The 13,103-nt window shown below is 62.7% G+C and carries 10 protein-coding genes; 5 read left to right on the top strand and 5 right to left on the bottom strand.

The features are described 5' to 3' along the window. The first annotated feature begins 55 nt into the window (after positions 1–55). Both CDO52_RS27085 and CDO52_RS27080 read left to right on the top strand, forming a co-directional pair. Complete coding sequence (locus CDO52_RS27085) at positions 56–2,464, top strand: hypothetical protein (RefSeq protein ID WP_152471804.1); 2,409 nt, start codon at positions 56–58, stop codon at positions 2,462–2,464. After that, positions 2,461–2,973, top strand: coding sequence for a hypothetical protein (locus tag CDO52_RS27080; RefSeq protein ID WP_152471803.1), 513 nt, complete (start codon positions 2,461–2,463; stop codon positions 2,971–2,973). Before CDO52_RS27085 ends, CDO52_RS27080 begins: the two co-directional genes overlap by 4 nt. 12 nt (positions 2,974–2,985) lie before the next feature. On the opposite strand, the gene CDO52_RS01835 is transcribed toward CDO52_RS27080, so the two are convergent. The 5 genes from CDO52_RS01835 to CDO52_RS01815 form a co-directional block, all read right to left on the bottom strand. Next, positions 2,986–3,951 (bottom strand): type IV toxin-antitoxin system AbiEi family antitoxin domain-containing protein, encoded by a 966-nt coding sequence (locus tag CDO52_RS01835; RefSeq protein WP_017620552.1) that lies wholly within the window; start codon positions 3,949–3,951, stop codon positions 2,986–2,988. 197 nt (positions 3,952–4,148) lie between these two features. After that, positions 4,149–5,183, bottom strand: a complete 1,035-nt coding sequence (locus CDO52_RS01830) for a tetratricopeptide repeat protein (RefSeq protein ID WP_017620551.1) — start codon at positions 5,181–5,183, stop codon at positions 4,149–4,151. 124 nt (positions 5,184–5,307) lie between these two features. Continuing rightward, positions 5,308–6,780 (bottom strand): AAA family ATPase, encoded by a 1,473-nt coding sequence (locus CDO52_RS01825; RefSeq protein ID WP_017620550.1) that lies wholly within the window; start codon positions 6,778–6,780, stop codon positions 5,308–5,310. Positions 6,781–7,068: 288 nt separating this feature from the next. Beyond that, positions 7,069–7,359 (bottom strand): hypothetical protein, encoded by a 291-nt coding sequence (locus CDO52_RS01820; RefSeq protein WP_017620549.1) that lies wholly within the window; start codon positions 7,357–7,359, stop codon positions 7,069–7,071. Beyond that, positions 7,356–7,652 carry a hypothetical protein gene (locus CDO52_RS01815; protein WP_017620548.1) on the bottom strand — a complete coding sequence of 99 codons (297 nt, stop codon included), beginning with the start codon at positions 7,650–7,652 and terminating at the stop codon, positions 7,356–7,358. Before CDO52_RS01815 ends, CDO52_RS01820 begins: the two co-directional genes overlap by 4 nt. A 378-nt stretch (positions 7,653–8,030) precedes the next feature. Between CDO52_RS01815 and CDO52_RS01810 the strand changes: the two genes are divergently transcribed. The 3 genes from CDO52_RS01810 to pglX all read left to right on the top strand — a co-directional run bounded on the left by CDO52_RS01810 (position 8,031) and on the right by pglX (position 13,035). Continuing rightward, positions 8,031–8,867 carry a helix-turn-helix domain-containing protein gene (locus CDO52_RS01810; protein ID WP_017620547.1) on the top strand — a complete coding sequence of 279 codons (837 nt, stop codon included), beginning with the start codon at positions 8,031–8,033 and terminating at the stop codon, positions 8,865–8,867. Between the two features lie 9 nt (positions 8,868–8,876). After that, entirely contained in the window at positions 8,877–9,077 is a 201-nt protein-coding gene (locus CDO52_RS01805) for a DUF397 domain-containing protein (RefSeq protein WP_017620546.1), read from the top strand. A gap of 223 nt (positions 9,078–9,300) precedes the next feature. Next, entirely contained in the window at positions 9,301–13,035 is a 3,735-nt protein-coding gene (gene pglX / locus CDO52_RS01800; RefSeq protein WP_033301444.1) for a BREX-2 system adenine-specific DNA-methyltransferase PglX, read from the top strand. Positions 13,036–13,103 lie beyond the last annotated feature (68 nt).

Below are 13,103 nucleotides of genomic sequence, written 5' to 3'. Positions count from 1 at the left end.
TGGAAAGCGAGGGCCACCCCCGGTGATCCCCGACCCCGCCCCTTCCGCACCGGCCATGGCCAGCATCGGCCTGGAGGGCGAAGAGCTGATCGTGCCCGCTGCGATCCCGATGCCCGGTGTGGCCGCTGAGGAGCTGCGGTCCACCGCCAAGAGCCTGAAGGACGACGGGCAGGACACCGCGGACATCGGGCAGGCCATCCGCCGCACCTGGCAGCTGCTCCAGGGCTTCTACCGCGCGCCGGAATCCGGCCAGCTGCTGATCGCGGCCGACCCGGTGGCCGATGGTGGTGAGGAGATCAGCGATGACCTGGGCACGGTGGCTGGCGCGCTGTCGGATTTCGCTGATGACGCCGAGCGGATCGAGAAGTGGCTCAAGCATCTCAAGGCCGATGCGGAGGCGCTCGTCGACGATGCCGGTGAGCACTGGCAGTTCGATCCGGTGAAAGTAGCGGGGAACCTGGCGTTGAAGGCCGCGGTGAACAAGGCTGTGGCCGCCTTCCAGGAGGCAGAGCGGGAGTGCGCCAACAAGATCACCCGCCTGTTCGACGGCCCCACCTTCGTTCCCGACGATGGCGGGACGGTCAAGGACGGCCAGTTGGCCTACGGGATGGCCAAGGATGCCCCGGACACGCGTGTGGGTGCACTGGACGTGTGGGGCACCGGGCGCGGGTTGGACTTGGGCTGGTGGTACGACGCGGCCAATGCCCAGGCGGACATGGCGCTCAAACCTCTGCAGGCGTTGAGTGAGAACGCTGTGCGGTCGGTGGGGATCTACGGCGATGACGGGTGGACCACCTCGCCGGGCGAGATAGTCGACAACGCCATCGACCACCGGATCGAGAGTCTGAAGGGCAGCGCCGCACTGATCGGCGTCTCTTTCGACAAGGACGGCACGCCGTCCTGGGGCCTGGACACGTTTGGGTCGGCGTGGGGCGAGGTCGCCAACGGGTTCACCGCCTGGAAGGAGTTCGGCGAGCGGCCCGCCTACACCATCTACACCACGGCCGGGAATGTGTTGTCGTTGCTGGCGGGCGGGGGCGGGGCTGTGCGGGGTGCGGCCTCAGCCGGATCCAAGATGGCCAAGGGACTCCGCGGCCACCATGGCCACCGCGGTCCTGATGGCCCGGAGGCGGCTCCGCACGCCAACAAGCCGAATGGTCCCCGCACCCCGGCAGGGCTGGGCAAGGGGCCCCAGGAGCACCTGGGTCCCACGGCCCGTCAGCTCCAACAGGACGTGGAGAAATTCCACCATCTCTCCGAGAAGCTCGGGGACTACGACAAAGCGTTCGCCGAGTGGCAGAAGTCCAAAACCCCCGACCTGGAACCAGTCGGCGCCGACGCACGCGGCGGCCACAACTCACCAACCGCCTTGCCAGGGAACCACGGCGGACGGCATATTCCAACAGACAATGCTCCGGCGGGCCGTAACAGTGGCTCTCATCTCTCTTCTGATGCATCTGACTCGGCTCCTAAGGGAGGAAATAGTCATGATCGCAGTAACGAACTCCCGTCCGTAGGCCGATCTGAGACGGGCTCTGGTGCTGGCCCCACTGACCATGGCCGCACACCCCTAGGTACCAATGCGAGCCTGGATAGCAGCCATCGCGGCGAAACCGACACCTCGGATAATTCAGCAAGCGGCGGTGAACAGAGCTCAACTCAAGGTTCCGAAGGCCCGCATAGCACAAAGGGCCACGGCAACCACGCCAATGGTGACGATGGCGCAGGAAGCGATGATGGTAATCACAGACCTCGATCGCGGCCGGGGGGAAGCGACGGTACAGGGGATATTCTCGACGTAGAACGCTTGAACGAAGGTCCTGGACGTGGCTTCTTTGACCAAGAAGGCAACTTCGTAGACAAGGGCCACAGAGATGACGCGGGAAACTACTACGACGAGAGTGGGAACAAGTTTGTTTCTATTCCGGAAAACGAGTGGACCGCCAAGGCCTATGAGGAAATTCGTGGAAATAGTGGTGATGCTCATTCAATCTCCCAGAATACGCAAATAGATCAAAATGTTCTAGATAGAATGAAGAATCACCTTTTCCTGAGAGAGCATAGCGAAGTAGCCTGTCCGCCCGATGGGCAATTGCGCGATGGAAGATTCTCCCCTATGGAGCATGTGGCTGACCTTTGGCTCAAGGCTGAAAAGGGTACGCTAAGCGACAGCGATGCCACTAGATTCCGACACTTGGTTATGCATGAAGCTGTGGAAAGTAGGCTCATGGAAAGGGGGATGCCGTACAGGCACAGGGATCCGGATGCTTGGGACGACGGAACATATTGGCCCAGCAAGGAGCGCCACGGAGCCCACGACATCTCACCGCTTGAACATAACCATAATAACCCATTCGTGTTGTGGGATAAATATGGCTATGGACGCCCCTCATTCGACCTTGCTGATGACCTGTCAAACATCGACGCGTACGCCGAACATATCTTGAAGGTGTGGAAAGAGTGAAGAGCGACCCACTGCAGCTTGCAGAACGAATCCTCTCGGTAAACTGGCAAAGCGACTTCGAGAAGACGAAGTCGCGAGTCGCGTTGATGCGCGAGTACCTTCGCCGATCGGCATTGTGGGCGCATCATCTGGACTCCAGTGGCAGATGGCCTTTCTTTGATGTGGCAATCATCATCGATCCTGAAGTGCGTGCAGACGAAGAAATCGTTGAACGCGTAAAAGATCACATTGAAGGACAGTCTCAGCTTCCTGTGGTGACCGACACCTGCATCTGGTCTCTGCATTTCGCAGCTCTTCGCTCCGCAGCGGTTCCACTCCCAGCCCTTCCAGACCTGTATGAACCACTGATTCTAATGTACGAACGTGGTGGGGGATTTGGGATAGATGGAACTGGAAGCATCGAGGTAGATATGGTTGCCCTGCCGAGGCGCGGCATGCAAAAGTTTCTGTCAGCCGAACCGCTTGCATCCCTGAACCCTGAAGAACTCGATACATTGGATGCCCAATGACTGATACTCGGGCTAGTCTCCCTGATCTGCGTCGAGAGTTGGGGTAAGGCGAACGCAATCGAGGATGTACTCAGGTAGACGCAGGTCTTCCCACGTGAGCCGGACCAGGTGAATGCGCGGCTGGACCAGCGCTAAAGCGTTCTGCCGCCTGCGGTCGTTGGCCAGGACCTCGGGGCGTCTGTGGGGTTCCCTTCCGTCGCACTCGATGGCGAGGCGACGTGAGCGCCAGTACATGTCCACCCGTCCCGCGAATGCTCCGCTCGGAGTGAAGAACGGGTGCTGCAGCTCGTCCGGCGGAAGCCCGCCATCAGTGCAGATCAGCCGCACACGCGTCTCGAATGTGCTCTCGGCGCGGGGATCGGCCTGGCCCCACCACGAGCGTGTCCGACGGCTCCCCCTGCGGTTGCGGTTCGCGGCTTCCAGCCCCTCCAGCTCGCCGACTCTGACGAGGCTCCTGTTGAGAGCGGAATCCATCAGCGAGACCGCGCATTGGCGGTCCACCCGCAGGACCGTGTCGCGCAGGGTCCGGCCGGGAGCGGTCACCTGCAGCCCCTGGTGGACCACCATCTCCTCCCTGGTGATCTCCCATGTGTGCTGCACGACCCCGCGGGTCGTCCGGGAAGCGCCGTGCGGGGGAATGATGACGTGGACCGGGTCCGCCCACCGCCATCGGGGCAGACCCTGCAGTCTCCACAGGTGAGCCGCCGACTCCCCGGCGACGAACGCATCGGGGCCCACGGCGAGGAGGGCAGCGGTGAGCCGGGTCAGGAGCAGTGATGGACGTACTGCCCGGGCTTCGGTCTCGCGGGGCAGGCAGGCGTGGATGATGCTGACGCCGTCGTGCACGCGCCTCCAGTGGCCCTGCCGGACCAATCGGTCGATCACAGAGCAGCTCACCCCCAGGTCGCGCGCCTGTCGGGTCTGGATCGCCCCGTGCTGCCGGGCCGCGAGTTGGAGGGCTGCGTCGATAGGTCTCATGCCTTCCACGGTGGCGAGTCCACAGCTACCCGACCATGCTTCTCTGCCTGCCTGGGGATATCCCCTCCTCACCCGTTGATGATCATGGGAATTGATCTGGTGGTATCCGGTTTGTCGGATAGATTCCCGTGATCATCGAGATTCAGCTCCCGGGAGCTGTGGGCCGAGTTTGGTGTGGCCGGAGGGTGAAAGGTGCGTCACTCTAGCCGGGCGATTTTGGCTTCGATCTCGTCGGCTCTGGGGTCGTCAAGTGACCTGAGGAGGTCGAGGGCGGCACCGAGGTGGGTACGGGCGCGGTCGGGGTCTCCCTGGGAGGTGTAGGCCTCGCCTATCCCAATGAGTGCGAGGGATTCGCTGTCGCGATCCTCCAAGTCGCGGAATACCGAGGCCGCCATTTGGTACTCGTCCACAGCCTGGGGATGTTTGCCCGCTGAGTGCAGTACGGTGGCCGCCCAGTACCTCCCCCAGGCGATGGTCCAGGTGTCCTCGATCTCGGTGAAGATGGCTATCGCCGTGCGGCAATGCTCCAGTGCCTGATCGAACCGCCCGGCGGACCGCTCGCATTCTGCGAGGCTCAGCAGGGCCATGCCCTCGCCGCGCTGCTCATTGGCCCGTCGGAAGACGTCGATGGCCTGCCGGAGGAGTGCCGGCGCCTCCTCGGCTTGGTCCCGCTCCCAGCGGATCAGGCCCGTCTGCCTCAGCGCGAATCCCTCGATCCAGCCATCTCCGACTTCACGGTTCGCCTCGATCGCCGCCGCGTAGTGCTCCAGTGCCGTGCCGGTGTTGCCGATCAGCCATTCGGCATCGCCGAGGCCGAGGAGGTTTCGTGCTTGTCCATGGCGGTCACCGAGTTCTCGGGCGGCAGCCAGTCCCCACAGGTGGATCTGGCGCCATTCCTCCCAGTGCCGGTGCCGCTCGAACAGGCCGTAGATGGCTGCGGGTAGTCGCCAGGCGAGGCCGAAGAGGCGCTTTTCGAGTGCGGTTCGCAGGGTGGCGATGAGGTTGGCGCGTTCGAGTTCGAACCAGGCGAGAGCGGATCGGGCGGACTCGAACATCAGAGGCTCAGTCGGGGGCTCGTCGCCAGGGACGTCGACGGGCCGGAAGTTGGGCAACACCGCTCGGACAGCGTTGCGTGCGGTGTGCAGGTACCAAGTCATGCGGAGCCGGAGTTCCCGGACGTCCTGCTCGTGAGGCTCATCCGCTGGGACATCGCGCTGATCATCATCGGTCATGTTGGCCTCGTTCGCGGGAGGGTGTCCTGTGTCGGGTCGGTTTGCTGCCCCTATCCAGCGTCGGATCCCGACGAGATGCCGACATCGGATTTCCTGCGTTCGTGCCTCCTGGTTCAGCTCCGGCTCAGGCCAGGCCGTACAGCAGAGACAGGTCCACCAGATGGACGTCGCGGGAGGCATCGGCCGCGCTGCGTGCCTTGTCATTGAAACCGGCGCCGCTAAAGCAGAGCAGCCGGGTTTGGGAGGTGTCGTAGCGCCCCGCCTGGGTGATGAGATCGCGGATGTGGCGAAGCCGATCGGAGTGGGCGATACCCATGGTGTCGTTCCACTTGGCCTCACCGATGGCGAGCAGCTTCGGTTTGGCACCGTCGTCGATGCCGACGGCGGCCACGTCTACCTCGTGGCCGGTACGGGCCTTGGGGTCATGGACGACACCATGCCCGACGCGGGCAGGCAGGCCGCCGAGCAGGTCAGGATCGGCGAAGTGCAAGGCCCAGTCGCGGCAGACCTGTTCGAAGTGGGGGCCCAGGACGTTGCTGGTGAAGCGGCGACGGCTGGCCTGCCAGACGCGCGCGGCGCTGCCGGGGCGTTCGAGTCGGTCCCAGGCCGGACGCATGATGGCGTGGTAGAAGCCGATGAGCGGTTCGGCGATCCGGTAGGTGGACCGGTTCTCCCGGAAGATGTCCGCGTCCCTGCGAAGCAGCCCGGCGTCTTCGAGGACATTGATCGGGTGGGCGATGTCGGTGGCCTTGCGCTCCAGATACCCGGCCATGCCGCCACGGGTGGTGTTCCCATCGGCGACAGCGGCCAGCACGGACAGGTACAGGGCCGTGTCACGCAGGTCGGGCTCCTCGGCGAGCAGGTAGCGGGCCTCACGGAAGAGCGGGGTCTCTGGGTTCAGGACGGTGCGCACCACCCAGTCGTCGAAGTCGTCCGGGCCGTCAGGGGTGTCGCCCCGTGTGAACTCGCGCCGGTAGGCGGGTGTCCCTCCGACGATCGCGTTGACCTGTAGGGCCAGGCGGGGATCGGTGATGTCCCAGAACTCAGCGGCGAGCCGGTGGTCGAGGGTACGGACGACCAGTTCCAGACCGGCCCGCCCACGCAGCGGGGCGTTGCCGGACAAGAGTTTTCCCATGAACGACAGCGCCGAGCCGCACAGTAGGAGCCGGGTACGTGACGATGTTCGCTGATCACGCAGCGGCCGGAACGCCTCCTGGATGACGGAGGGCAGTTCCGGGTTGGCCTTGGCGAGGTAGGGGAACTCGTCGATCACCACGGGAACCGGCCGTTCGGCGCCAAGAGCGAGGAGTGCGTCAACGGCTTCCGACCAATCGGCGAAGTGGTAGGGGCTCGCAGGTTGCAGGTGCGCGGTCAACATGGCGCTGATCCGGCGCAGAGACTCGACGTCGGTGGCCTCCGTCGCACCGAAGTAGAAGCCTCCGGCCGCGCGACAGGCGGCATCGAGGAGGAAAGTCTTGCCCTGACGCCGTCTCCCCGACACCACCCCGAGAGCCGCGCCGGGCTGCTCATCGGCGATGAACCGGGTCAGCGCCGACCACTCGTAGTCGCGATCGAACATCTCAGCGGGCTTGTCCATGGCTGTTCCTCCCCCACGTCACGTGGATATAGAACCACAGTTCTATAAAACGTACCCCTATAAATCGCAGATGCCATCCCGTGCGGTCGCTTCCTGTCGAACACTGAGGGGACGCGGCGACAGCCAGGCGGAAGCCGGCCTCGCTGATCATAGGGAGTCACTGAGGTCGGAGGCTGGGCGCAGTGCGGGGACAGTGCGAGGGTGGGGTGCCCGGCCCCCTACTCCGGGCACCCCCTTGGGAGGCCGTGTCCCAGTGCACCCCTCGCGCGCCGGGACACGGCGGCTTTCTTAGGCCGTGACCGGCTGGCGCGGACAGGCGCGGGGTCTGGGCCGTGGGGGAAGGGCCCGCGACAGGCGGGCGGAGCGGGCTGCTCTGGCTACCCGGTGTTCCTGGTGGGTCCACAGCCGGGAGGCGAGGAGGAGTTCCAGCGCCTCGGGGGTGGGTGCCTCCAGGAGGCGGGGGTGGCCGGGGATCATCGCCCACCAGCGGCGGGTGTGGGTGCCGTACCACGCCAGTGTTCCGGTGTAGCGGGCGCGCAGCCGCGCGGCTGTGGCTGTGACGTCGGGGCCGGGGGTCATTGGGACGTCTCCCGATCCTGGTTGTCCCAGCTGTGGCCGTCGGCGTCCAGGTGGGGTCCGGTGTGGTCGGCCGGGCGGACGCAAGGCGGGTTGAGCAGGGCTGGGCCTGGCCGGTCGGGACTGGTGTCGAGGTGGCCGCAGGCGTCGCCGAGCCAGTCGGAGACCCGGGCCAGGATGCCAATGGAGGTGACGCGGGCTCCGGTCAGCCAGCAGGGGCGGCCCTGGGTGCCCATGGCGATCTGGTCGGCTAGTTCCCGCAGGCGGCGGACCTCCTCGGGAGTGAGGTCGAGCATTCAAACCACCGCCCCCGCCATGCACGGGTGGGCAAGAGGGGCATAGGGGCGGATCCGCGCCGCTTGGCCGCGGGTGGCCCGAGGTGGCGGCGCTGCTGGGGGCTCGGGGGGTTCGAGGACCACGAAGACGAACGTCCGGATGAGTCGCATGAGCGAACTCCTCGGGTGAGTGCCGGATGGGAGGTCCGGCGAGGGAATAGGTTGCAGTTCCATGTTGAACCTGAAGCTTCAGATTTTCAAGCTTCATGGTGAAGTGCTTCACAAGATATAACATCAAGTTCAAGGACTTCATGACTGGAAGATTCACACATGAGTGGTTCGCGAAGTTCAAGCCCTGGCCGTAGCATCCGAGAAGCAGCCCACGACGCAGGAGAGACCATGGCCGAACTGCGGCAGTCCATCCGCCGCCGACGCCTGTCCGCAGAGCTGAAGAAGGCTCGTCAAGAAGCGGGGATGACTGTTGAGGACGTCGCGAACGCCACCGAATGGTCGATGGGCAAGATCAGCAACATCGAGACCGGCGTACGTCTCCGCCCTACGGTCATGGAGATCAAGGGCCTGCTCGACGTCTACAAGATCACTGACCAGCACCGCCGGGACTTCATCCTCGAACTGACCCGCCAAGCTCGTGAGCGCGGATGGTGGTCGAAGTACACAGACGTCTTCACCGACGACTTCCCCGCATTCGAGGCCGAGGCGAGCAGCATCCACACGTACGAACTCGCCCGAGTGCCGGGGCTACTGCAAACCCCCAAGTACGTCGAGCTCCTGACGCGCGCCAGCCTGTACCGCAGTCCACAGGACATCGACCGCACGATCGAGACGCGCCGCCAGCGCCAGAAAATCCTCCAGCGCCCTGACGGCCCAGAACTGTGGGCCGTCATCGACGAGGCCGCGCTCCTGCGGTTCCAGACGGCCCACGACGCCTTCCAGGAGCAGGTTCAGCACCTGATCGACGTGGCCGAAGCCGACAACAGCGTGACGATTCAGGTCCTGCCGTTTGCCTCCGGCATGCATGCTGGACTCAACGGCCCCTTTGTGATCCTCGACTTCGTGGAGGGCGTCGATCCGGTGGTCTACCTGGAGACTGACACTGACGGCCTCTATCTGGAGGACTCCAAGGAGGTAGACCGCTACCGCCGTCTGTTCGACCATGTAAGAACGCAAGCGCGTTACCCTGACGCATCCCTTCAGATGCTGAAGGATCTGCTCTAGGAAACCGAGATGGCTAACGTGTTCCCACACCAACCGGACCTCAAGTTCCGGAAGTCGAGCTACAGCGATCGCAACAACTGCGTCGAGGTAGCTGATCTCGCCAACGGTGCTGCTGTCCGCGACTCACAGCAGCCCGAGTCCGGCTACCTAGCGTTCCCCTCACACGAGGTGGTCGCCTTCATCACCAGCACCAAGCGGGACACCTTGTAGCCCCACCATCCCAAGGACGAAGGCCCGGCTGCGCCAGCAGCCGGGCCTTCATAACCTATTCCCATCCGCATGTTATCCGGAGGGACCACGGCCAGCGAAGCGCCACATCCGGCCAGGCGATGACTGCTGGTTGCCGCCCAATCCGTACTAGCAAGCCCACCGCTCCTGGCAGGATGAAACCGCGTGATTTCGTAGAGAGCAATCGGGAAGAGGGAGGAACGCGGTGGCGAGCCGGGGTGCTGAACAGGGCGGACTCCTGAAGGACCTGCGTACGCAGGTCAAGCGACTTGAGGACGACCTGCGCCCTCAGAGCGAAGACGTCGCCGAGTTCAAGTCAGCTCTTGAAGACGAGTACTCGAAGGCTCGCGAGGCGGGCCGCATCGCCGTCACCTATGGTGTGTGGCGCGACGAGCGGATTACCCAGGTGGCAGCTGCATGGGTTCTGGGCACGCTCTTCGTCCGCTTCTGCGAAGACAATGGACTGATCGAGCATCCGTGGATCGCGGGTCCAGGGGACCGGCTGGAGCTTGCCGAAGCCCGGCACTCCGCGTTCTTCCAGGAGAGGCCGGATCTCAACGACCGCGACTGGCTAATCGCAGCCTTTGGGCACCTGTCTGAGTGCCACCCGACCGCTGCGGGGCTCTTCGACCGCAGTCACAACCCTCTCTGGCAGGTCACCCCGAGCTACGAGGCTGCCAGTGAGCTGCTGAAGTTCTGGCGTCGCATCGGTCCGGATGGTGAAATCGTCCACGACTTCACCGACGATGACCTCGACACCAGGTTCCTGGGTGACCTCTACCAGGACCTGAGCGAGCATGCTCGGAAGACGTACGCGCTCCTGCAGACTCCGGAGTTCGTAGAGGAGTTCATTCTCGACCTCACTCTTGACCCAGCGATCGAAGAATTCGGGATCGAACCTGAGCTGGAGATCAAGGATGGGTCCGGCAACGTGGAGTGGCACCACGTCGGCCTTCGCACCATCGATCCAGCCTGCGGAAGCGGCCACTTCCTGCTCGGCTTGTTCAAGCGGCTGCTAAATAAACACCGAGGTGAGGCGGGGCCAGGAGTGGACGACTGGAAACTCATCCGTAAGGCTCTGGACTCTGTACACGGATGTGACAAGAACCCCTTCGCTGTGAGTATCGCCCGTTTCCGGATTCTGGTGGAAGTGCTGAAGGAGTCTGGAATCCGAAGGATGGATCGGGCGCGTGTATTTCCTATCAATGTTGCCGTCGGCGACTCATTGCTGCATGGGCGAGGCCAGGAGTCGGTGACGAGCGATCTCTTCTCTTCTGAGAAAATAGGGATGTTCGCTTTTGAGACCGAGGACGTGTGGGACTACTCCAAGCGCATTGACCTGCTCGGGGCGGGTAGCTATCACGTAGTGGTGGCAAACCCACCGTACATTACGGTCAAGGATAAGAAGGAGAACCAGAATTATCGACGGGCATACTTTGCTTGCTCGGGTGGTTATTCTTTGTCGGTTCCATTTGCTCAGCGAATATTTGGTCTGGCTGTTCGGGTTGCTGGGACGGAGCGGCGTGCGGGGTTTACTGGCCAAATCACAGCAAATTCCTTCATGAAGCGCGAATTTGGTAAAGTTCTGATTGAGTCCTATTTTCATGGGGGCCCATATAAGCATCCTGTCACCAATAGAAGGCGAGACTTTACTGGTGTTGACTTGACGCATGTCATCGACACCTCGGGGGCTTATATACCTGGCCACGGAACGCCGACGGTCATTATTGCTGGGCGGAATAGGGTGGCTTCTCAACGCGAAGCGGTGCGCGCAGTTCTGGGAGTTCAAGGTGAACCGGAGCAGCCAGAGGATCCGAGCAAGGGTCTTGTATGGCGCGCCATTATCGAACAGGTGGATAGTCCGGGGGGTGGATCAGCATGGGTCACCGTTGAGGATGTAGGCCGCAGTCGTTTTGCTAAGCACCCATGGTCTTTGAGTGGTGGTGGAGCAAATAGCGTACTAGAAGTAATCGAAAGAGCGTCCTCGCAGCGGCTAAATTCTTTGGGGGTGGACCTGGGTTTTGTTGCGATTACAGGGGAAGATGAGGTATTTCTAGTTCCAGGCGATTATGTGAATCGATTGCAAAAATTGGATTCGCGTCCGCTGGTGCAGGGGGAAAATGTTCGCGACTATTCCGTATCCCATGAACTGGATGCCATTTGGTCGCATGCTCCTGGACCCCTGATCGGTTCACCTCATCCCCGGAGCAGGATGTATCGCCACTTCTGGCCGTATCGGGAGAACCTGCTGCAGCGTAAGAGGTTCGGTATTCCTGTCGCTGATATAAGTGGGATGCTGTGGACAGATGTTCGCGAATTGTATCCTCGCCGATTTTATTCAGATCGCTATCTTGTTTACCCTTTCGTGGCGACTCACAATCACTTTTCGCTGGTGCGCGAACAGTCGATCTGTATTCGCACTGCACCGGTGGTTAAGCTGTCGGGAGATGCCACGGAAGAAGACTATATTCGGTTGCTGGGCATTTTGAACTCCTCCACTGCGTGCTTCTGGCTTAAGCAAGTGTGTCAGGGGAAGGGGAACAGGGGTGGAGAGCGCTCCACGGGGCGTTGGGAATGGGAGGAGTACTACGAATTCACTGGAACTAAACTTCAAGACTTTCCCCTTCCAGCTGAGCTCCCGCTGGAACTCGGTGGCGTGCTGGACTCGCTTGCAGGAGAACTTGCGTCGACTGATCCAAGTGCCATAGTTGCAAAATGCTGTCCTAGTCGGGAAAGTCTGGATGTTGCTCGTCGTTCCCATCGGAAAATACGGCGTCGGATGATTGCGCTGCAAGAGGAGTCTGACTGGCGGGTTTATCGCCTTTATGGATTTCTTTCCGATTCCGAATCCATTGATGTTTCTGCAGCTGACATTGATGAAGTCCCCGAAGTCGAGCTTGGCGAGCGGGCGTTTGAGATTGTCTTGGCCCGAAGGGTGGCCGCCGGTGGGGACGGCAGGGAGTGGTTCGACCGCCACGGCTCCACCCCCATCACCGAGATCCCCTCCCACTGGCCCGACTGGTACCGCGACATCGTGCAGCGGCGCATCGATGTGATCGAGTCCCGCCGCGACATCGAGCTCATCGAGCGTCCCGAGTGCAAGCGGCGATGGTCTTCGGAATCTTGGAAAAAGAAGGAGCGGGAAGCACTCCGCTCTTGGCTATTGGATCGGTGCGAGGATCGCGACCTCTGGTTCCACGAACGTCAGGGCCTCGAAGGGGTGCCCCGCCCCATGACCGTCGCGGACCTGGCCGACGCCATCGCCTCTAGCCCAAACGGTCCCGACGTCATGTCCGTCGCCGAGCTTTACGCTGCCGACCACCGCGAAAGGCCGGACGTCCGCCTCGTCGACGTGCTTCGTGAGATCGTCGCCGACCAGCACGTTCCCTACCTGTCCGGCCTGCGTTACAAGGACTCCGGCCTGCGCAAACGGGAGCAGTGGGAGGACACCTGGGAGAAGCAGCGGGAAGAGGACAAGACCGGCCAACGCCTGGACATCCCCGTTCCGCCCAAGTACACCTCGGCCGACTTCCGGAAGCAGTCCTACTGGTCCAACCGGGGCAAGCTCGACGTTTCCAAGGAGCGCTTCGTCTCCTACCCCGACGCTGGACCCGCCTCCGACCCCACGCTCGTCCTTGGCTGGGCGGGCTGGGACCACAAGGAGCAGGCCGAGGCGCTGATGCACCTCGTCGAAGATCGGGTCGAGCAGGACGACTGGTCGACCGAACAGGTCACGCCGCTCCTCGCTGGATTGCTCGAACTACTGCCCTGGATCAAGCAGTGGCACTCGGACTACGACGAGGTCTGGGAGGGCACTCCAGCCGAGCAGGTCGAGCAGTGGCTGGCTGATCAGCGCGATCGGTTCCAGGTCACCGATGGCGATCTACGTTCCTGGAGGCCCGCGCCTGCTCGTCGCGGCCGCAAGGCATCCTCCGCCTGAACTGCCTAACACGTGTGAACACGCTTAGCATCGGTAGACAGCCTGTCCCGCCCGCTCCCCCGACAGGT

Origin of the sequence: Nocardiopsis gilva YIM 90087, from assembly GCF_002263495.1 — a bacterium.
GTDB lineage: Bacteria > Actinomycetota > Actinomycetes > Streptosporangiales > Streptosporangiaceae > Nocardiopsis_C > Nocardiopsis_C gilva.
This window is presented reverse-complemented; position numbering and strand designations above follow the sequence as displayed.